Annotated in this window: 18 protein-coding genes, 2 tRNA genes and 1 other RNA gene; 7 read left to right on the top strand and 14 right to left on the bottom strand. The window is 42.6% G+C overall.

Going from position 1 to position 21,662, the window contains the following annotated elements; all coding sequences use genetic code 11:
- The first annotated feature begins 33 nt into the window (after positions 1–33).
- Positions 34–356, top strand: an RNA gene (rnpB, locus tag DQN48_RS04085) — RNase P RNA component class A.
- Between the two features lie 19 nt (positions 357–375).
- Positions 376–1,287, top strand: coding sequence for a 16S rRNA (cytosine(1402)-N(4))-methyltransferase RsmH (gene rsmH, locus DQN48_RS04080; protein ID WP_013023091.1), 912 nt, complete (start codon positions 376–378; stop codon positions 1,285–1,287).
- Positions 1,288–1,569: 282 nt separating this feature from the next.
- On the opposite strand, the gene DQN48_RS07865 is transcribed toward rsmH, so the two are convergent.
- Positions 1,570–1,695 carry a hypothetical protein gene (locus tag DQN48_RS07865; protein WP_269460488.1) on the bottom strand — a complete coding sequence of 42 codons (126 nt, stop codon included), beginning with the start codon at positions 1,693–1,695 and terminating at the stop codon, positions 1,570–1,572.
- 128 nt (positions 1,696–1,823) lie between these two features.
- The gene (locus tag DQN48_RS04075) at positions 1,824–3,524 is read right to left on the bottom strand and encodes a hypothetical protein (RefSeq protein WP_013023090.1); all 1,701 of its coding nucleotides are present in this window, start codon (positions 3,522–3,524) and stop codon (positions 1,824–1,826) included.
- 122 nt (positions 3,525–3,646) lie between these two features.
- On the opposite strand from DQN48_RS04075, the gene der reads away from it, so the two are divergent.
- From der to DQN48_RS04050, 5 genes are all read left to right on the top strand, one after another.
- Positions 3,647–5,047, top strand: coding sequence for a ribosome biogenesis GTPase Der (der, locus tag DQN48_RS04070; RefSeq protein ID WP_013023089.1), 1,401 nt, complete (start codon positions 3,647–3,649; stop codon positions 5,045–5,047).
- Positions 5,032–6,753, top strand: coding sequence for an ATP-binding protein (locus DQN48_RS04065; protein WP_013023088.1), 1,722 nt, complete (start codon positions 5,032–5,034; stop codon positions 6,751–6,753). Before der ends, DQN48_RS04065 begins: the two co-directional genes overlap by 16 nt.
- A 113-nt stretch (positions 6,754–6,866) precedes the next feature.
- Positions 6,867–8,219 (top strand): Asp-tRNA(Asn)/Glu-tRNA(Gln) amidotransferase subunit GatA, encoded by a 1,353-nt coding sequence (gene gatA, locus DQN48_RS04060; protein ID WP_013023087.1) that lies wholly within the window; start codon positions 6,867–6,869, stop codon positions 8,217–8,219.
- A gap of 8 nt (positions 8,220–8,227) precedes the next feature.
- Positions 8,228–9,673 carry an IMP dehydrogenase gene (gene guaB / locus DQN48_RS04055; RefSeq protein ID WP_013023086.1) on the top strand — a complete coding sequence of 482 codons (1,446 nt, stop codon included), beginning with the start codon at positions 8,228–8,230 and terminating at the stop codon, positions 9,671–9,673.
- Positions 9,673–10,350 (top strand): MnmC family methyltransferase, encoded by a 678-nt coding sequence (locus DQN48_RS04050; protein ID WP_013023085.1) that lies wholly within the window; start codon positions 9,673–9,675, stop codon positions 10,348–10,350. Before guaB ends, DQN48_RS04050 begins: the two co-directional genes overlap by 1 nt.
- 293 nt (positions 10,351–10,643) lie before the next feature.
- Here the strand turns inward: DQN48_RS04050 and DQN48_RS04045 are convergent, their stop codons facing one another.
- From DQN48_RS04045 to DQN48_RS03990, 12 genes are all read right to left on the bottom strand, one after another.
- Positions 10,644–11,810, bottom strand: coding sequence for a pyridoxal phosphate-dependent aminotransferase (locus tag DQN48_RS04045; protein ID WP_013023084.1), 1,167 nt, complete (start codon positions 11,808–11,810; stop codon positions 10,644–10,646).
- A gap of 329 nt (positions 11,811–12,139) precedes the next feature.
- Positions 12,140–12,226: transfer RNA gene (locus tag DQN48_RS04040), tRNA-Leu, on the bottom strand.
- Between the two features lie 23 nt (positions 12,227–12,249).
- A tRNA-Leu gene (locus tag DQN48_RS04035) sits at positions 12,250–12,334 on the bottom strand.
- Between the two features lie 46 nt (positions 12,335–12,380).
- Complete coding sequence (locus DQN48_RS04030) at positions 12,381–12,677, bottom strand: ATP synthase subunit c family protein (RefSeq protein ID WP_013023083.1); 297 nt, start codon at positions 12,675–12,677, stop codon at positions 12,381–12,383.
- A gap of 103 nt (positions 12,678–12,780) precedes the next feature.
- Positions 12,781–14,862, bottom strand: coding sequence for a polyribonucleotide nucleotidyltransferase (locus DQN48_RS04025; protein ID WP_013023082.1), 2,082 nt, complete (start codon positions 14,860–14,862; stop codon positions 12,781–12,783).
- Between the two features lie 41 nt (positions 14,863–14,903).
- The gene (locus tag DQN48_RS04020) at positions 14,904–17,183 is read right to left on the bottom strand and encodes an LPS-assembly protein LptD (protein ID WP_013023081.1); all 2,280 of its coding nucleotides are present in this window, start codon (positions 17,181–17,183) and stop codon (positions 14,904–14,906) included.
- Positions 17,184–17,188: 5 nt separating this feature from the next.
- Positions 17,189–17,653, bottom strand: a complete 465-nt coding sequence (locus DQN48_RS04015; protein WP_081441288.1) for an RDD family protein — start codon at positions 17,651–17,653, stop codon at positions 17,189–17,191.
- Positions 17,650–18,921, bottom strand: coding sequence for a phosphoribosylamine--glycine ligase (gene purD / locus DQN48_RS04010; RefSeq protein ID WP_013023079.1), 1,272 nt, complete (start codon positions 18,919–18,921; stop codon positions 17,650–17,652). Before purD ends, DQN48_RS04015 begins: the two co-directional genes overlap by 4 nt.
- A 269-nt stretch (positions 18,922–19,190) precedes the next feature.
- A complete protein-coding gene (locus DQN48_RS04005; RefSeq protein WP_013023078.1) occupies positions 19,191–20,153 on the bottom strand; it encodes a beta-ketoacyl-ACP synthase III in 963 nt (320 codons plus the stop codon).
- On the bottom strand, positions 20,153–21,139 hold the full coding sequence (gene plsX, locus DQN48_RS04000) for a phosphate acyltransferase PlsX (protein WP_173051821.1): 987 nt from the start codon (positions 21,137–21,139) through the stop codon (positions 20,153–20,155). Before plsX ends, DQN48_RS04005 begins: the two co-directional genes overlap by 1 nt.
- 12 nt (positions 21,140–21,151) lie before the next feature.
- Positions 21,152–21,304, bottom strand: a complete 153-nt coding sequence (gene rpmF / locus DQN48_RS03995) for a 50S ribosomal protein L32 (protein ID WP_013023076.1) — start codon at positions 21,302–21,304, stop codon at positions 21,152–21,154.
- A 3-nt stretch (positions 21,305–21,307) separates the two neighbouring features.
- Positions 21,308–21,658, bottom strand: coding sequence for a DUF177 domain-containing protein (locus tag DQN48_RS03990; protein WP_013023075.1), 351 nt, complete (start codon positions 21,656–21,658; stop codon positions 21,308–21,310).
- Positions 21,659–21,662 lie beyond the last annotated feature (4 nt).

Here is a 21,662-nt window from a genome sequence, read left to right as displayed (position 1 = left end):
CACAAAGCACTATATTTTGCTATAATGGCGCTCCTGGTATAGCAGGTGATTGCTCAGATTCTGAGAGGAAAGTCCGAGCTACAGAGACAGGATTCCATTTAACAAATGGCTAGCGTAAGCTAAGGGAAAGTGCAACAGAAAAGAACCGCTATTTTTTATAGTAAGGGTGAAAAGGTGGGGTAAGAGCCCACCGGGATTGAAGCAATTCTCTCCGTCCGTGTAAACCCAATCCGTAGCAAAAAGAGTATGGTTAGTGTCTCATTCTTCAAAACTCTTTGCTTGAGCGTCGTTGTAAAACCGCGCCTAGATAAATAATCACTCAATGACAGAACTCGGCTTATCGCTATACCAAATTCTCTCCTTACAAGGCAGATTTTGCACACCTCCCCACATATTCCTGTTTTGCTCCATGAGGTTTTAGACATTTTCAAAGACATAAAAGAGGGAATTATCATTGATTGTACGCTTGGATTTGGCGGACATTCCAAAGCCTTGCTTGAGCAAAACCAAAGCATCCGCATCATTGGCATTGACAAGGACAAAGACGCCAGAGCCTATGCCACAAAACTCCTATCTCCCTTTAAGGAGCGTTTTTGCTGTGTTGCTAGTGGATTTGGAGAGCAAATAGAGCCACTCATCGCGCAATATGGCAGGGAAATCAAAGGAGTCCTAGCAGATATTGGTGTGAGTTCCTATCAGCTTGATACTCCCAAAAAAGGCTTTGGCTTTGAGAGTGAAGTGCTGGATATGCGCATGGATAATGATGCGCATATCAGTGCAAAAACAATCCTTAATCATTATTCTGCCTTTGCATTGGAGCGTGTTTTTCGTGAATATGGAGAGCTTAGAGAAAGTAAAAAACTCGCTCAACTCCTCTCTCAAGAGCGCACACGCACAGACTTTGGAGATCCAAAAACATTCAATGCATTTTTGAAGGCACATTTTCGCAATCCAAAAATCCTACCCCTAGTCTATCAGGCCCTACGCATCGAGGTCAATGGTGAATTAGAGGAGCTAGAAAGGCTTCTTTTGCACGCACAAAAGCTAAAAGATGCCAGGCTCTGTGTCATCACCTTCCACTCCCTAGAAGATCGCATCCTCAAACAGGCCCTAAAATCTTATACAAAGAGCTGTATCTGCCCACTTGAGGCGCTAAAATGCACCTGCGGCAACCACCACCAAAAAGGAGTGCTTCTCACCAAAAAGCCCATCATCCCAAGCCAAGAAGAAATAAAGAGAAATCCTCGCTCCAGAAGTGCAAAAATGCGCGCCTTTCATTTTGGATGAAATTCCTGGCATTTGACAAGAGGCTTTCTTTGTAGGATTTTGTGAGTTTTTAGCATTTTTATTTTTGGGAATTCTAATAGAGACAGGAGAGCTTGGTTTGCAATATGTAGCATTTTTTGGATGGTGTTTTTGATAAATTTTTGTCAAACTCCATCCCTGCGGAGTGAGCCTCCTTCATAAGGTCAAAATCTCAAGCAAAAAATCCTATCAACTCAAAAAAATTAGTCAGATCTAAGCTCCTAAGAAAATCCAGCTCCATGCCCTCTAGCACCCTGCTATTCATCACTGCTCCTCCCCCTCTGCATACCTAAGCTCACACCCATAGAGATAAATAGAGACATGCTCCTTGCCACTTCTATAAAGCAGCCCAGGGAATCCCACCAAAACAGCAGGGCCTTCTTCCTTCAAATACTCCGAATTCTTGCAAAAATAGGATGACTCCCTCACTCTTTTTTATTTGATGCTTTTGGCACATCTTGTGCTTTTATTTTAGAAATCCTAGCAGCAAGAAGGCATGCAAAATTTGCACCCATCCATTATCTAGGGCACTGCAGAAATAATTTGTAGTTTGGCACATTGCGCAGCTCTCTTTTGATATTCAAATTCATAATCACCTCTTGATTGGTGATGAGATTGGCTCTCAATTCTTTAGTGCGTGTCACCCTGCAGCCCGTAGGGTCAAAGGATGATGGGGGATTTTTGATGATGATTTTATAGAGATCTAGATCCATTTTTTCTAGCGGATATTTTACCTGATTGATAAAGGGGCGCTGCTTGTCCTTTTTTTGGTAGAAGCGATATTCTTTGATCTTGCCATTTTTGTTGAAAATCTGTGTGTAATTATTATTGACACTAAAGGTTTGTACCTGGTCGGGGGTATCATAGCCCTGCCCATAAACAAAATTTTCCAATTCTGCAGAGAGGATCTTGAGGATGTAGCTTCCCTTGCGCTGCACCAGGGCAAAATCTGAATTATCTAATGCATACACCTCTTCTTGAGAGAAAACCACCTTTTTGGCGGGTTTTTCTTCTAGGAGGGTCTGGAGATCCATGGATGGCGGTGGATTTTGATCCTTTTTGTCTGCACTGCCTTGCTCTTCTTTGTTTTCTTTTTGTTCTGATTCTTTTTGATTCTTTGGATCCTGACCCTCTGCCTTATCCTTGGCCTCATGCTCCTCTTCTTTGGGTTGGTTGGGGTCTTTGGGTTGGTTTGGATCTTGGGGCTGTTCTTGTTTTTTGGGAGGTAGGATGCCTCTTAGCTCATTTTCTTTATCGATGATGGGCTGCTCACTATCTCTCTGCAATGCAGAGCCATTGATGGGACGGAAGTCCGTCTGCCCACCCTTGGCATCTGGTACTTGAGATAAGTTGAATCCTGAATCGCGATGCATTCCTTCAACCTGCTTGGTCTTTTTGGCAATCAATTCCTCCTGGCTTTGGATATCCTGGCCCTGAGCCTCTGGCACAGCTTCTAAATCCTTGGGATCAAATGCAGGCTCCTCTTCTTTGGGCTGAGGCTGCTCTTTATTTTGAGGTTGGGCATTTTGTTGGAGCTGAGCGGGATCTTGGGGCTGGTTGGGGTTTTGTGGATTATTTTGAAATTGGTCATCATTTTGGTAATTTTGCCCATCATAGGCGGGATTTTGAGGATGGTAGTTGGGGTCTTGGGGTTGATAATTTGGATCTTCTGGGTAGTTGGGATTTTCTGGATGGAACTGAGCGGGATTTTGAGGTTGGTTGGGATTTTGTGGATTTTGGCCATTTTGCTGGAATTGCTGGGCATTCTGAGGGTTGTAATCTTGGGGAGAATTTTGGCTATTTTCCCTGGCTCTTCTTGCTTCCTCTTCTTGATGGGCGCGCAAGAAATCCTCAGTAGTGGGCAATCTTTGCATACGAGGATCCTGGGGATCTTGTGGATCTTGGGGCTGACTAGGATTTTGGTTATTTTGTCCATCGTAAGCGGGATTTTGAGGCTGGTTGGGATTTTGTGGATTTTGGCCATTTTGCTGGAATTGCTGGGCATTCTGAGGGTTGTAATCTTGCTGGGAATTTTGGGGAGAATTTTGGCCATCTGAAGTAGGTTGGGAATTTTGTGGATCTTGGGGCTGACTAGGATTTTGAACCTTATTGTCTTTGGTGGCAGGATTTTGTGCAGACAGGATTGTATTTTCCACATGCTCCACCTCCTTTGGCGCTTCCTTATCCAGAGTCTCGGGTGCGCCATAGACCAAAGCCAACAAACATGTATAACAAGCAAAAAACTTTCTTACTCTCACTCCTAACTCCCAAAACTTTTTTATGTTATGATTTCATATCGGCTAATTATAAAAGAAAATCTATTAAAGAGCAATGAAAAATTATGAAAAAAATAGCAATTTTGGGCAAGCCTAATGTGGGAAAAAGCTCGCTTTTTAATCGTTTGGCAAGAGAAAGAATAGCTATAACCTCTGATGTTTCAGGGACCACATGCGATGTAAACAAAAAAACCATTCAGCTAGAAGGGCATCCACTCCAGATCCTAGATACCGGAGGAATCGACAAGAACAATCAATATTTTTCCTCCATCAAAAAATTTGCATTTCAAGCCGCTGAAATGGCGGATTTGATCCTGTATGTGGTGGATGGAAAACTCCCACCTGATGATGAAGACAAAAGGCTCTTTTATGCCTTGGAGAAAATCCAAAAAAAATGCTTTTTAATCATCAATAAGATTGACAACGACAAAGAAAAGCAGTGCGCCTATGATTTTGATAATTTTGGGGCAAAAAATAGCTTTTTCATCTCCATAAGCCACAATCGTGGAATCTCTCATCTCATCTCTTCTATCATCTATGTACTAGATTTAAAAGCACCTCAAAGCCAAGAGCAAGAAAGCATCGAAGAATTTCTAGAAAACACAGCCCCACATCCCCAAGAACCCAAAGACACGCCCTCTTTGCCAAAGATTAAGATTGGAATCATTGGGCGAGTCAATGTGGGGAAGAGCTCCTTGCTCAATGCCTTAGTAGGCAAGGATCGCAGCGTGGTAAGTCCAATCGAGGGCACGACTCTAGATCCCGTGGATGAGGGCATCATCTACAAGGATTATCAATTAGAATTTGTAGACACTGCAGGGTTGCGCCGTAGGGGTAAGATCAGGGGGCTTGAGAAATTTGCCCTAGATCGCACAGGTAAAATGCTAGAAAAAAGCGATATTGCCCTGCTTGTGCTAGATGTGAGCACAGCATTTGTAGATCTTGATGAAAAAATCAGCTCCCTTGTGGACAAATATACTCTGGGCATCATCATCGTGCTTAATAAATGGGATATTCGCATCGCTGAATACAAAAGCATCATAGAAGAGCTAAGAAGAAAATTTCGCTTTTTAGAATATGCGCCCATCATCACAGTAAGTGCGCTGAATAAACGCCATATAAAAGAGCTCAAAGAAAAAATCTTGCAGGTCTATCAAAATTTCAGCTTCCGCATCCCCACAAGTCAACTCAATAGCACCATCCTAGAGGCCACCAAAAAACATCCCCTACCCAGCGATCATGGTAAAATCATTCGCATCTATTATGCCACGCAGTATGATACCTGTCCACCTCAAATCTCCCTAGTAATGAATCGCCCAAAAAGCCTGCATTTTAGCTATAAGCGCTATTTGGTTAATTATTTGCGCCATTGCTTTGAATTTGAAGGCACGCCCATCATCATCACTCCAAGAAGCAAAAAATCCCCCACAGAAGATGAGAGAGAAAAAGAATGCAAAATCTCTTAGAATTCCTCCATAGCAAAAATTTGAACCAAACCAAGGTCTTTAGGCTTCTTGAATGCGATGAAGAAGAGGCCAAAATCCTGCATTTTATGCTGCAGAAATATTTCAGCAATGATAAGGATTTTGAAGTCTCTTGCTTGCTTAAAGATGTCTTTGAGATCACAAAATATGAAGATTTTTTGCCCTATCTGTCAAAGGTAAAAAACCTCCTAGAGCTTGGCTGGATTAGTGAAGAGGAATTCAAATCCTCAAGTTTCCCCACATTACTAGAAATCCTGCATGCAGAGGTTGCGCTCACCCCAGCGTTTTTCAAGCTACTAGAAGAAAGCAAAAATGAAGCAGAAATACCAGAAATCACCCCCTATGAAGATCATTTCGAATATCTCAAAGATCAGTTTTGCAGGATCTCATTGCTGCAAAAACTAAGTCACAAGCGTCTACACACCCTCCCCACCTCTGGGACGAAATATCATCTCAAAGCCATCGAAGAAAAAATTCTCGCACGTCTAAAGCTCACCAAAACCCCCATCCCAGCACATCAAATCATCCAAGAAAATAAGCTCAATGCAAAAGAGGAGATTTTATTCTTTGCTCTGCTTAAAGAAGAGTATTTTAGCGGGAGTGAGAATCTAGGGGATATGAATACTTTGATTGATCTTATTAGCCATGATGAATATGAGCGCATCAAAAATCGCATGCTTTTTGATGAAAAAAGTACTCTCATTGAGCGCAAGATCTTTGATTATGAGGAGATGTATAATTCCTTTGGCGGGATCTCTAAGACCTTCTATCTACATGAGGATATTTTGCAAAAAATCCTTCGCCCCAAACTCCTTAAAAAACCCCAAAAAATCTCCCTGCAAAATCTCATAAAAGAGCAGCAATTTTTTGAAATCCTAGAGCCAAAAATGCCGCTAGAAGAGATTGTGATGCCACAGGCCACCAGACAAACCCTAAGCACCATCCTAGAGCAACAAAGCCCAAAGGTCGCTAAACTCCTTAAGCACTGGGGCATCAAAGACAAACAGATTCTAGAATGCAAGATAATTTTTTATGGACCCTCAGGCACTGGCAAGACACTCACCGCCCTTGGCATGGCTAAAAATCTAAAAAAACAGGTATTGATCCTAGATTGCAGCAAGGTCCTCTCCATGTATGTGGGAGAATCAGAAAAGAATGTGCGCAAGATCTTTGATAATTACAAAGAGATTGCCAAAGAATCCAAAAATCCTCCCATTTTGCTTTTGGATGAAGCTGATCAATTCTTGAGCGTGCGCATCAGCAGTCGCAGTGGCGCAGAAAAAATGCACAATCAAATGCAAAATATTTTTTTGGAACAAATTGAGAAATTTGAAGGGATCTTGATTGCTACCACCAATCTTTTGGAGACCATTGACAACGCCTTTTCACGGCGATTTAATCACAAAATAGAATTCAAACTCCCCTCAGAAAATGAGCGCATTTTATTGTGGCAGAAATATCTCCCCAAAAACGCCAAATTCCTATCCCATAGCACCGACTCTCTAGCAAAGATCCTGGCAAAATATGATCTAAGTGGTGGACAGATTGCCCTTGTGGTCAAAAACACTGCCTATGGCGTCGCGCTCAAAAAAGAGCCCCTATTTGAAATCCAAGACTTCATCCTAGAAATTCAAAAAGAATTGCGCTCTAGCTTTGATAGAGAAAAAAGCATGGGCTTTGTGCTCTAATGAGAAATTTGCTTTATTAGAAACTTATAAGCATAAAAGTCCTATAATTCAAAAATTTTTAACATTTTTGGAACAAAAATTCACGCATCATCTGCACAAATAAGGAAACAAATATGATTACCCTAAAAGATTCCCTCAAACTCCAACCACAAAAACTCCAAGAACTCAAAGAAGAGATTTTGCAATTGGCCAAAGAGAGCCAGCTCAATGCTTATGTCGGAGAAATCCACTCTAGCACCCCCAATGGCATCCCCATCCTTATCAAGGACAACATCAATGTCAAGGGTTGGGAAATCACCTGTGCTAGCAAAATTCTAAAAAACTATATCGCACCCTATCATGCAAGCGTGATTGAGAGGCTGCATGCTCAGAATTTCTGTGCTTTTGGACGTGCGAATATGGATGAATTTGCTATGGGAAGCACGACAGAGAGTAGTAGCTATGGCATCACAAAAAATCCTCGTGATATCACTAGAGTGCCTGGAGGGAGTTCTGGAGGGAGTGCTGCAGCAGTGGCTGGAGGGATTGCTATTGCAGCGCTTGGTAGTGATACGGGAGGATCCATCCGCCAACCCGCGGCATATTGTGGCTGTGTGGGATTAAAGCCCACATATGGCAGCGTGAGCCGCTATGGACTCATCGCCTATAGCTCTAGCCTAGACCAAATAGGACCCATCACACAGAATGTGGAGGATTGCGCCATCCTCTTTGATGCCATCAAGGGACATGATCCCAAAGATTCTACAAGCCATCCCGCGGAGCAAAAACCCTGTTTTCCTAGACTGGATCCCAAAAGAAAGATGCGTATCGCGATTTTGAGGGATCTTGTAGAAAAAGCAAGTAATCCCATCAAAAGGGCCTATGATGACACAATTGCAATGCTGCAAAAAATGGGTCATACCATCATAGAAAAAACAATGCTGCAGACAGATTATCATATCTCGACATACTACATTATCTGCACTGCTGAAGCCAGTTCCAATCTTGCAAGGTTTGATGGCGTGCGCTATGGTAATCGCGCAAGCAATCCCCTAAATCTCAAAGATCTCTATATCCAAACACGCACACAGGGATTTGGAGATGAGGTAAAAAATCGAATCTTACTAGGAAGCTTTGTGCTAAGCAGCGGATATTATGATGCCTATTACCTCAAAGCCCAAAAAGTTAGAGAGCTCATTAAGCGCCAATACAACGAAATCCTAAGGGATTGTGATGTAATCTTTTTGCCCATCACCCCCTTTGTTGCTCCCAAATTTGGCAGCTCCAAAAACCCATTAGAAATGTATCTTAGCGACATTTATACTATTGGGGTGAATCTTGCAGGATTACCCGCCCTCTCTCTTCCCATCGCCAAGGATGCAGAGAATCTCCCCATAGGAATGCAATTCATTGCCAAAGCATTTGATGAGCAAAGTCTCTTTGATATTGCTTATGGGACAGAGCAAACTCTCAATTTGAAATTCTAGGAGGTTCTATGAAAATTTTACAAAAAGCCCTGACCTTTGAGGATATCTTGCTGCTTCCAGCTTATTCTGAGGTCTTGCCCAAAGAGGTCAGCCTCAATTCCAAGCTCACTAAAAACATTCCGCTAAACATTCCCTTTATTTCCGCAGCCATGGACACAGTCACTGAATACAAAACCGCCATCGCCATGGCAAGGCTTGGGGGGATTGGGATTATCCACAAAAATATGGATGTGGAATCTCAAGTAAAGGAAATCCGCAAGGTTAAAAAATCAGAAAGCGGCATTATTGTAGATCCCATCTTCATCCATGCAGATAAAACGTTAGCAGATGCCAAAAAGATCACAGATAATTACAAGATCTCTGGCGTCCCAGTGGTGGATAGCCAGGGGATTTTGATTGGGATTCTCACCAATCGAGATATGCGCTTTGAAATGGATCTGGACAAAAAAGTGGGAGAAATCATGACCAAGGCACCTCTTATTACCGCTCCTGTGGGGATAGATCTCGATCAAGCACGCGAAATTATGCACAAAAATCGCATTGAAAAACTCCCCATAGTGGATCAAAATCAAAAACTCAGAGGGCTTATCACCATCAAAGACATCCAAAAGCGCATCGCCTATCCCAATGCCAATAAGGATGCATTGGGCAGATTGCGCGTGGGGGCAGCCATTGGCGTGGGTCAGCTAGATCGCGCAGAGGGCCTGGTGAAAGCAGGGGTGGATGTGTTGGTGCTAGATAGTGCGCATGGACATTCCAAAAATGTCATCAAGACACTAGAAGACATCAAAAAATCCTTTGATGTGGATGTCATCGTAGGAAATGTGGTGACCAAAAAAGCCACGCAAGATCTCATCAATGCAGGTGCAGATGCAGTAAAAGTAGGCATTGGGCCTGGTAGCATCTGCACCACTCGCATTGTCGCAGGCGTGGGGATGCCACAGGTCTCTGCGATTGATAATTGTGTGAATGTCGCCCAAAAATATAATATCCCCATCATCGCAGATGGAGGCATCAAGTATTCTGGCGATGTGGCAAAGGCCCTTGCAGTGGGTGCATCTAGCGTGATGATTGGAAGCCTGCTAGCAGGCACACAAGAATCCCCGGGGGATTTTATTCTCTATCAGGGACGCCAATACAAATCCTACCGTGGCATGGGCAGCATCGGAGCGATGACAAAGGGGAGTTCAGATCGCTATTTCCAAGAGGGCACAGCACAGGACAAGCTCGTACCTGAAGGGATTGAGGGGCGCGTACCCTATCGGGGTAAGGTCTCTGATATTATCCATCAGCTAAGCGGTGGTCTGCGCTCTTGTATGGGGTATTTGGGCAGCAAGGACATCCCTACTTTATGGGAGAGGGCAGAATTTGTCGAGATTACTACTGCAGGGCTCAAAGAATCCCATGTTCATGACATCGACATCACAAAAGAAGCGCCAAATTATCATCGATAATGGACAAAAAACTCCTTAGTAAGGATGGTAGCTACACCTATTTCAGCCATCTTTTTGGAGAGTGCTATCACAGTCTCAAGGATGGCGCATACAATGAAACCCTCCATAAATACATCTATCCGCCATTTTATTTTTGTGATTTTCAAAATAAGCCTCTAAGAATCCTAGATCTTTGCTTTGGGCTTGGCTACAATAGCTCACTTGCTGCAAAGGCTTATCACGACTACCCCAATTCTGTCTGCATCATCGCTCCTGAGATTGATCGCGGTGTGTTAGAAAAAATCTCCACACTCAATTGCAATTTTACAAAAGAGCAGCTTCATATCCTTGCGCAAGAAAAGCCATTGTGGCTTGCAGAACAGATCTGCTTGCAGGTGCCATTTGGAGATGCACTAGAGATCATTCCAGGACTTGAGCGCTTTGATATTATCTATCTTGATGCCTTCTCGCTAAAATCTACACCACAATTTTGGAACAAGGAATTTTTCGCACTGCTCTATGCGATTTTGGAAGAAAGGGGGATTATGATGAGCTACTCCACGCATGCAAAAATCTATGAAAACGCACGAGAATCAGGCTTTAGGGTGTATAAATACAAGAATCATTTTTGTCGCAAGAGCTCAATTTTTACCAAGGCAATCTCCCTAACCTCTCCCAATCTCTTGGAAATTTTCTGAGGGATGCTTGGCGCAGGGATTTTAATGGGCTTTAGACTGGTTTGTGCTAAATTTATGGGAGGATTCTATTATGCCTAGGTTTTATTATTATCTTTTGCTTGAGAGGGTTAGGGGCGCAAAGAAATCAAAAAGCGTAAAAACTTGCAAAATTGAAAAAAGTTAGGAAACCTATCAAAATCACGAAGTAAAATTTCAAAAAAATGCAAGGGCGCAAAATTTCAAAAAATCACAAGACTTGCAAGATTTGGCGCCACACAAAAACTAGAGGTATTCTCAAAATTTCTCAAAATTTCTCAAAAGCGGGAGACAAAGTTTTGGATCCTCTGAATACCTTTGAGGATCTGATCTTTGGAGCAGGCAAAAGATAGGCGCGCATAGCCCTCCATGCCAAATGCTACGCCAGGGACTAGTGCCACACCCTCTTGTTCCAATAAATCCTTGCAAAACTGCATGGAATCACTTTGGGGAAGTCTTGAGAGATTGATAAACAGATAAAAGGCCCCTTGAGGAAGCATGACTGATAAATTTTTGATGTTATTAATCAATCCATGCGCCAGATCCCTGCGCTCTTTGAAAGCCAGGCGCATTTTTTCTATGTCTTGATCAGCGCTTCCATCAAGAGCGGTGATTGCAGCTTTTTGCGTGATGGAATTGATGTTGGAAGTACATTGGCTTTGGAGATTATCCATGAGCTTGATGAGCTTTTTGTCTTTGCTAGCCAGATAGCCTATCCTCCATCCCGTCATCGCCACAGATTTAGAAAGTCCATTGACTGTGATGGTCCTCTGTAGCATATCCTCATTGATACTTGCCACTGAGCAAAATTTCTCATCAAAGATTAATTTCTCATACATCTCATCACTAATAATCCAGATATTGCTATCCTTGATTACTTCATAGATGTCTAGGATTTCTTGGCGCGTATAGACCATTCCAGTGGGATTTGATGGGGTGGTCAGCACAATCATTTTGGTTTTTTTGGTGATGGCTTGCTTGAGCATAGAGGGGGTGATTTTAAATTGCGTGCTCTCATTGGTGGAAAGGAAGACATTTGTGCCGCCACTATAGGTTACAAGCTCAGGATATGTCACCCAGTAAGGCGCAGGGATGATCACCTCATCACCAACATCAATCAACGCTTGAAATGCATTAAATAGGGATTGCTTGGCACCATTGCTCACCAAAATCTCTGAAGGCTCATAGGAAAGCTCATTTTCTCTCTGTAATTTCTGTGCGATCGCCTTGCGTAACTCCAAAATGCCAGCCACTGTGGTATATTTGGTAAAACCCTCTTGTAAGGCTTTGATAGCAGCTTCTTTGATGCATTGAGGTGTGTCAAAATCAGGCTCTCCTGTAGAAAAACTCAAAATATCCTTGCCCTGTGCTTTGAGATTTTGTGCAAGTGTACTAATAGCGATGGTCGCAGATTCTGCCAAATTTTCTATTCTATGAGAGTACATGAAACGCCCCTTTGAAAGTCTTTTGTGGGGTATGATAACACAAAATTGAAAAAATACAACCAGGCGAATGGGTGCTAAGTAAAAACCAAGCGGGGTTATGGGGTAGATAGAATGACTGTGGTAGATGTAACTCAAAACTTTGGTGAGGTGACATGAAGCTCCCAAGCGAGCAAATAGGTGGAGTGTAGGGATGTGGGGTCAAAATAAGTGGTAGGCTTGAAGCTGAGTTGAAGGGGTGAGCAAATCCAGCGAAAAAACATAGCGGCTCTAAAAAATAAAGAACCCGAACAAAGATAAGAAATGTAAGGAAGAAATGAATAGAAACGAGGTGGTGCCGAAGGTCGGAATCGAACCGACACGGGGTTGCCCCCACCAGATTTTGAGTCTGGCGCGTCTACCAATTTCACCACTTCGGCATATGCTTTACAAATTTACAACATGGTGCGCTGAGCGAGATTTGAACTCGCACGAGTTGCCTCACCACCCCCTCAAGATGGCGTGTCTACCAATTCCACCACCAGCGCAAAAAATTCTACAAAAAAATCCCCCCCCCCTCCTTTTAAATAAAAATCAACCAAAAAGCGCGATCGCCGCAAATACCAGAGTATAAATAACCTGTGCTTCAATCATCGCAAGAGCAATGAACATTGTGGAGAAAAGTTTACCACCCACTCCAGGATTTCTTGCTGTTCCAGAGATAGTAGCAGCCGCAGCATGCCCCATACCAATGGCACCTCCAAGTGCCGCGATGCCCAAACCTACGACTGCCGCCAAGACAGAAAGTCCTCTGATGAAATCCGCACCGCTGATTTCACCTGCAAAAACAAAGCCTAAAAATCCCAAAAACATGGTAACAACAAACTTCACTATCATACTCCTAATTAGTTTTCAATTCTCTTTCGGATCAATCCCCTACTCAAAAAATTAGGTGCTAATTATCTCACTTTTCAGCTTTAAAAAAGCTTAAAAACTATCGAACCAGGTCTAGATCGACCTTTCCTTTGTTAAACCCCAGGATTTTGCAAGAAATTTTCTGGCCCTCTTGAAAATAATCGCTAGATTTCTTGCTTTTGTCTTGGGCAAATTTGCTGATGTGTAACAATCCATCACCACCCCTGGGAAGGGAGACAAACACTCCAAAATCCACGATTTTTTTCACCACGCCCAAAAAAATTTCATTTTCTACATAGCCCTGGCTTCCAATAATCTGTAGGATGTAATTCTTGCAATCTTGAAGGGTTTTTGCATTGGTGGCAAAGACCTTCACCTCTCCTTTTTCCCGATCCAAATCGATGCTCACCCCAAAGCGCTCGATAATTTCCTTGATGGTCTTCCCTCCTGATCCAATGATCTCGATGATCTTGCTGGGTGGGACGCAAAAAGTCTCGACTTTGGGGATGATGTCATGATTGACGACAATCCTTGCCCTTGCTTCTTGCATGATTTGTAAGATATGCAATCTCGCATCCCTAGCCTGATAGAGCGCCTCTTTCAAGATCCCTAGCTCCAACCCACCAAGCTTGATATCCATTTGCATGGCAGTGATGAAATTCTCATTTCCTGCGACCTTAAAATCCATGTCTCCATCATGATCCTCTAATCCCATGATGTCTGTTAGTACGGCATATTCAGACCCTTCTTTGATGAGTCCCATGGCTACCCCTGCCACAAGCCCACTGCTTTCCATACCACAAGCACAGATGGCCAAAGATCCGCCACAAACGCTTGCCATGGAGCTTGAACCATTGGATTCTAGGATTTCAGAGACTAGGCGCAGGGTGCGATCTTTTTCTATAATGCTATCTTCTAGAGCCTTTTTGGCGAGATTCCCATGTCCCAATTCCCTGCGTCCCACAGATCCAATCATCAAAGCTTCCCCTACGCTAAAACCTGGGAAATTATAGTGAAAGGTAAAATTTTCTTTTTGCGGAATAGAGTCGTTTAGATTTTCCCTGGTTTGGGCATCATTCTCACTCCCCAATGTGGCCACCACCAGGCTCTGGGTCTGCCCCCTTGTAAAAAGCACACTGCCATGTGCAAAGGGCAGGATATTGGTCTCTATGGAGATGGGACGAACCTCTGTGGTTTTCCTACCATCAGCGCGAATACCACGCTCTAGCACCTGATTGCGCATCACTTGTTTTTTGTATTGCCATAGTGTATATTGCACCTGCTCTAGACTCCAGGGCTTGAAATTTTGGTATTTTTGATAGATTTCCTCTCCCAAACTTTCTAAATCCTTGTTCCTCTCGCTTTTAGACATTTGGTTGAGGATTTCTTGGGTGCGGGAGAAGTACTCCTGCTTTAAGAGCGTATCAATCTCCTCATCAAAAAGCTCGATTTTTTCTGGCAGTGCTAGAGGAGCTTTTTTATGTGGAGCAATATTTTGCTCATAAAGACTGCTTAGCTCTTGGATGTGTGCTTTAGCTAGAGTAATGGCCTCTAGCAATTCCTCTTCATTGATGCCAGATTCCTTGGTGCTTCCACCCTTCATCTCAATCATCAACAAATCTCCAAAACTCCCAGAAATATAAAGATCTAGAGCGGAATTTGCAAGCTCTGACCTACTGGGATTGAGCACAAAGACTCCATCGATTCTCCCGATCCTCACAGCTGCAGTGGGAACGCAAAAGGGCGCTGCTGAGAGAAGTAATGCATTTGCTGCGGCATTGAGCGCACAGACCTGTAGATCACTCTCTCCATCATAGCTCAATACAAAGACACTGATATGCGTGGTTTTTCTATAATGTTTGGGAAAAAGTGGGCGCAGGGTGCGATCGATGATTCTAGATGTGAGGGTTTCAAATTCCCCTGGCTTGCCCTCACGCTTGATAAAGCCTCCGGGGATCTTGCCTGTGGCATAGGATTTTTCGATGTATTGCACACTCAAGGGCAGAAAATCCCCCTCCACATCCTTATCATCAATAGCTACACTTGCCAAAATCACCGTACCACCGCGTTCATAAAGCACGGAGCCACTGGCCTGTTTAGCCACATAATCTAGCTTATAGCATTCCTTGTAATCTTCTAAAACAATATCAATCTTTTGCATTTTATTCCCTTTTGCGGCTAAAAAATCCCTTAATTATGCCATTATTTGTTATAAAAACGATAGGTGAGTCCGGTTCGAGTCAATGGAGCAAAACTAAAATCAAATTTGACGTAGGTGTTGTTGAACACGCTGGAGGCATATCCTCCTGAGGTGGTGTCATTAGTCAGGATGGGGACGCGCTGGCTCGCCACGCGAAGTCCAAAGCCAAAGCAGCGGATATTTTTGAAAATCCCAATGGACCAGTTAGTAATCACTGAGGAATAATCTCTGGCTCTCCTTAGATTGTTGAAGTTGAAGCTAGCATAGGCATTGAGCCCAAAATAGCCAAAATCATTGCTAAAACTAAAGGTGAGATAGTTTGCTGAAGAGGAGGCTTGATTGAAGCGGGCCATATCGCTGAATTGGCTTTTGATGTAATAGGTCAGCGAGCTGACCATGTATTTGCGACTATAGGTTGCATTGATGGAGATTTCTTGGAATTGTCGGTAATAAAAAGAATAAGAAAAAATTGCCGATAAATTCAGTCCTGTGATGGGAGAAAAGCCAATCTTATTCTCCAGTGGACTGCGATAAAATGCGATCTTATCATCAAAATTTAATGTCTCAGAGAGGCGCCAATAAAACAAATTCTTCCCCCCTAGGCCATAGAAATAATTGGACATTCGAAAATTCACTGAGCGGGTGTTGGTAGCATAGTCTCCTAGTGTGGAGGGATTCCATATGGCATCATAAACTCTATTTGCAATAGTGTACTGACCCGTAGCAGGATTGTAATAGGGGGCATATTCATTGGTTGGGACAAAATATCTCTTATCCAAGAGTCCATCAGAATAGCGAAAATAAGGCAGAGAAAAATCTGTGAAAAATTCCACAACATGAAAAACCTTGTCATAATCCTTTGCCAAATCCATGTTCAAAGTCAAATTGAGATTAGCAGAAACAAAATTCCCAAAATTCCTAGAAGAAATGTCGCGATTAAAATAAGTCTTTGAGGTGTTGTCTGCCACAAGATTGCTAGCATAAAAATTATTCCATATTCCCAATGAGACATATTTATGAAACAGTGAGAACTGCATTCCAATGGGGACTTTGAGACTGTTTTCTATGTATCCATAACCAAGTGGCCTATAGATATTGCGAAAATTATAGTCTATAGAATACAAAAGCCCTTTGAAATACAAAGAATTCAAATACTTGTGGTACTGGAGCTGTGGCAGGGTTTGAAAGGTGGTGGAGTTGTTGATTTTGTTGAGGTTGATGAAATAGCGAAAATTCAGCCCAAAATATTGATTATCAGTCTGTACATAAAAGTTCATTCTTGATACTCTTGTACCATCCATAATCCTTGCATTGAATCTCTCTAAGCGCAGATAATCCAAGTCATTCATATATAAAAAATCAATATATAGGCCATTATCTAAAGAATTTTTGAGTCCAAAATATTTTTGGAAGGGATTTTCATTGGCATGAGAGAATTGAAAACCAAAAACCTGCTTATTTCTTAGATTAAACTGTTTGATATATTGCTGGAAGTTATAGAGATATCCTACTTTAAAATAAAACATCGAATTGGTTTTGTCTACAATTCGAAATTCTACATCACCTCCAAAACCCCTCTGCGTCCTGATTTGTGGAGTGATGGTGAGATCCCAAAATTTTTGTGGTGCAATATAAAAGGGTTGGACATAGATGAAGCCCTCGCGGTTGGAAAAAGCAAATTGAGGATACAAAAAGCCACTACTGCGTTCATTGAGTGTGGAAACCCGCAAATAGGGAAGATAAAATACCGGGACAGAGCCTATGTAAAGCGTGGGATTCCAAACACTAAGCACAGATTTTTCACTATTAAATGTCCCAGAACTCACGTCCATATGCCACACGGGCCGCTCGATCCCGCAGCCTGATACGACGGCTTTTTTGAAGGTGTAGATTTTTTTGTTACTGGCAGCAAATTTGGCATTCACCCACATCCCGCTGGCTGTATCTTGGATATAAAAGGGCTCGATGATCCCATAATCCTCATTGAGATTGAGTTTTACCTTTTCAGACCTGGCAAAGAGGCTCCCTCCTTTGTAGATCTTGATATCCCCCTCAATCTCTGCCTGACGCTTCTCTCGATCATAGATGATTTTATTGGCAATCACATAAAGATCATTGTTGAGCATGACGGCATTGCCCTGTGCAACAACCTTACCCCCTTCTTGATAAACCTTATCTGCTAGAAGTTCAAAGATTTTATTATTGTTTTTGTCAAATTTTTGCAGGGCGAACTCAGCATGTATAACGCCCAGCAACAAAAGAATGCCAAAGAGCTTTTTCACACAATTCAAGCCTGTTGAATTACAATAGTGTCTGCAAGCAAATCATGCAGGGTTCTCACCAAAGTTCCATCCCCCAGGGCAAAAAGATAAGTGATGTACAAAAACATTTGTCCGATTTCCTTGCACACACAGCGCATGATCGTAGTTTTTAAATTGGGAATTTCTAGATCTTCTACTTGCACGATCTTGATTTTCAAAAGAATTTTGCCAATGCTCGCACCATAAAAATACGTAAAAACCCCATAATAAATAATGCGCAAGAGGAGTAAAAGCAGCGCATAGCTACTTAAGACATTGATGATTGTCAGCGAATCCTTACCCTGAATCTTGGAAATCAAGGCAATGCTAAAAATCAGAGAAATAAGCATTTCATCAATCAAAAATGCAAAAAATCTCTTGCTAAAGGGAGCGATTTCAATCCCTTCGCGATAGAGCATTTCTTCAATTTTTTCGCGATCTTTTCTCATCATAGCACCCTATATCCAATGTCCCTGCGATAATGCATACCATCAAATTTCACAGACTTAATCAATTCATAGGCATGATCCCTAGCCTCTTTGATGTCATCTCCCACTCCCACGCACAAAAGCACCCTACCCCCAGTGGCATAAAAAGCTCCGCCTTTTTTGTCCACACCCGCAAAGACAAAATGTCCCAAGGAAGAGCGATAATTCTCAAACTCTATGAGTGTAGGCTCTGAAGTACCATAGGGGTAGTTTTTTGAAGATAAAACCACAGCCAGCGCGCATTTATGCGAGATTTGGAGTTTGAGATTTTTGAGATTACCAGAGAGGGTGTGCTCACAAATCTCTAACAAAGAGGTTTGTAGCAAGGGCATGAGTACTTCGCATTCTGGATCGCCAAAACGCACATTATACTCTAGTAAATAAGGCTCTAGCTCCCCATCTTGCTCGCATACCATGATGCCTGCAAACAACACACCACAATAAGGATTGCCCTCTTTAATCATTCCTTGGAGTGTGGGACGTAAGATCCTCTCTTGAATCTTTTCTAAAAGCTCTGGAGTGGCAGAAGGTGCTGGGGCATATGCACCCATCCCTCCAGTGTTTGGCCCCTCATCGTGATCAAGCAGGCGCTTATGATCCTGACAGGCAGGCAAGAGTACAAAATCCTCTCCATCACAAATTGCAAAGATAGAAAGCTCAAAACCCTGCAAGAATTCCTCAACCACCACGCGCCTTCCACTCTCACCAAACGCCTTGCCAGAAAGCATTTCTTTTAGAAATTCTTTGGCCTCTGATAATTCATTGCTGATCCATACCCCCTTGCCAGCACAGAGTCCATCGGCTTTGAGCACATAAGGGGGCTTTAGGGTGAGTAAAAAATCTTGTGCTTTTGTCAGATCGTCTGTCTGGATGTAGCGCGCTGTTGGGATGTTATGACGTGTAGCAAAATCCTTCATATAAGCCTTGGAGCCCTCTAGCATTCCTGCTTCTTTGCTCGGTCCAAATACTTTGATACCCGCCATTTTTAGCGCATTGCTAAGCCCATCTATGATGTATGCCTCTGGCCCGATGATGACAAAATCAATGCCAAATTCCTGAATTTTTTCTATCAATTCTTGATGCGAAGCAAAATCAAAGGTCTTTCCCAAACGCTCTGTGGCTGCGTTTTTTGGGGCAAAAAACAAAGAATCTATGTTTTTGTCTCTAAGCAAATGCAAACCCATTGCATATTCTCTGCCGCCATGACCCAAAATTAAGAGCTTTTTTTTCATCCCATTCCTTTTGAAGAGTACCCCTTGAAGCGTACCCAAATAACCGCTATTTAAAATGTTGAGCCCAAAAGCTAACAATAAGGCTAGAAGGAATTTATTAGGCGATAGATTCTCAATTTTCTAAAAAATCTCAAACAAAAATATCGAACACACAAAATCCACTATCACAGCCTAAAATACTTGATTTCAACAGACGAACAATTAAAAAAAACGAATTATTCAGGCACGGAAATTATACTAAATAAACAAGGATTTTATAAAAAAGTTTACTATTTTCCATCAAAATGCACCAATGCAGAACCCCAGGTAAGTCCACCTCCAAAGGCATCAAGGAGCATCAAATCTCCATTTTTCAGCCTGCCCTCCTCATAAATGTCATTCATGGCCATGGGGATGCTTGCTGCAGAAGTATTGCCATATTTTTGCACAGTGAGCACAATCTGCTTTTCTGAGAAATTCAGACGGCTACCCACTGCATTGATGATCCTAAGATTTGCTTGATGAGGGATGAAATAATCAATAGCGCTGCTTTCTATGGCATTTTTTTGCAGGATCATTTCCACATCACTGACTAGTGTTTTCACCGCCAGCTTAAAGATCTCATTCCCCTTCATTTGCAGAAATTGCTTGGTATGAGAAGATGCACAAGGGGTGCAGAGCAGATCTCCATAACCCCCATCTGCGCCAATATGCACATCCAAGATGCTTTGGCTTTTTTGCTCCGTGGCGCCAATCACAGCAGCACCTGCTCCATCACCAAAGAGGACACAGGTGCTTCGATCTTCAAAATCCAGAATTTGGCTGATTTTTTCTGTGCCGACAATGAGGATATTTCTATAATTTTTGGATTCGATGAATGCCTTGGCGATGGAAAGCAGATAGATGAAGCCAGAACATGCTGCAGAGACATCAAAGGCAGGAGCATCTTTGATGCCAAGTTTGCTGGCAATGAGACATGCAGTGGAGGGCATGGTGAAATAATCAGGGCTTAGTGTAGCAGCGATAAGCATGTCGACATCCTTAGCGGTGATGCCTGCGCGCTTGAGTGCCAATTCTGCTGCCCTCACGCCTAAGTCGCTGGTCTTTTGATCTTCTTTTGCAAAAAACCTGCTATGAATCCCGGTGCGCTCTATGATCCACTCATGACTAGTGGCAAGCTTTTTTTCAAAATCATGGTTGCTCACCTTTTGTTCTGGAATATAGGAAGCAATGGACTTTAGTGCAGCATACATCAAGACAACCTTTTTTTCATGGCATTTTGGATTTTGTTGGAGACATCTGACTCGATGGTCCTAATAGCCTGATAAATCGCGCATTCAATGGCGCGTGCATTGCTTTTGCCATGACTGATAATAACATTGCCATTGATTCCAAGCAGGGGCGCACCTCCATATTCTGCATAATCCATCTTCTGCTTCAAAGAGCTAAATGCTCCTTTGAGCAATGAGGCCATTAGCATGGAGAAATAGGATTTTTTAATCTCTTTTTTGAGAAGATAAGACACAGAGCTTGCCACTCCCTCGCTTACTTTGAGGGCGATATTTCCCGTATAGCCATCGCATACCACCACATCCACGGAGGCATTAAAAATATCATTTCCCTCTACATTCCCCTTGAAAAAATCATAATCCTTGAGGATTTTAAAGGTTTCTTTGACTAGTTCATTGCCCTTGGTGTCTTCCTCGCCATTAGAGAGTAGTCCCACTCGGGGATTGGGATAGCCCAAAACACTCTTGGCATATTCATACCCCATTAAGGCAAAATCTACTAAAAATTCTGGTTTGCAATCGGTGTTAGCCCCGACATCCAGCACCAGGCTTGGCCTCTCAGATATCGTAGGCATCATGGTGCAAATGGCTGGGCGACTCACGCCATTGATGCGCCCCAGTCTCAAGGTAGCCAAACTCATTGTAGCTCCGCTATGTCCAGCAGAAATCAAAGCATCTGCCTTCTTTTCTTTGCACATTTCCATGGCTACATAGATGGAAGACTCCTTGCGCTTTGCTGCTGCTGAGGCCTGCTCCTCCATGCGGATAAAATCCTGACAATGCACAATCTCGATCCTGGAAGATTTATTCTGCTTCAATGCCTCTGAGATCTGCTCAGAATCCCCCACCAAATACGCGAAAAAATCCTTGTTTTTCAGCGCTTCTCTGACCCCCTCAACAATGGGATAGACACCATTATCTGCTCCCATTGCATCGATTGCTATTTTGATCATCCAAGCCTCTTATGCTTTGTAGGAACCCGTAAACTTATTGATGTAATGGGGCATTTTCCAGCTACCATCCTTGTCTCTGATGGGTGCTGCGAGTGTGATTTTGTAATGTGTTCTCCTCTTTGCTGCTCTTGTTTTGCTTACGCGTCTTTTGGGAACTGCCATGTTTTACTCCTTTATGTGATAATCTGATTTGATCAATTCCATTTCATCAGAAATGATTGCCTTAATATCAATAAAGCCATCAAAAAATTCTATGACATCAAAGCTCTCTAGTTTTGATTGGCTTTGTACATCCCATATTCCATCTGCAATATACAAAACCAACTCCTGCTCTATGGGCTTTAGGAATTCTTCCCCACTACGTGCGCACTGCAACTTTACCACGCCAGATAGAATACCTTTGAGACAGAATAGATTTTCAAATTTTCGAAAAATCTCACATTCCAGGTGCATCCCTAGAGTTTCAAAAACATAATCTTTTGGTTGTGAAGTGATTTTTCTAAAAGAAATCTTCATATAT

The organism is Helicobacter mustelae (assembly GCF_900476215.1).
In the GTDB taxonomy this organism is placed as follows: domain Bacteria; phylum Campylobacterota; class Campylobacteria; order Campylobacterales; family Helicobacteraceae; genus Helicobacter_H; species Helicobacter_H mustelae.
The sequence above is the reverse complement of the archived record's forward strand: the minus strand, read 5'-3'. Positions and strand labels throughout refer to the sequence as shown.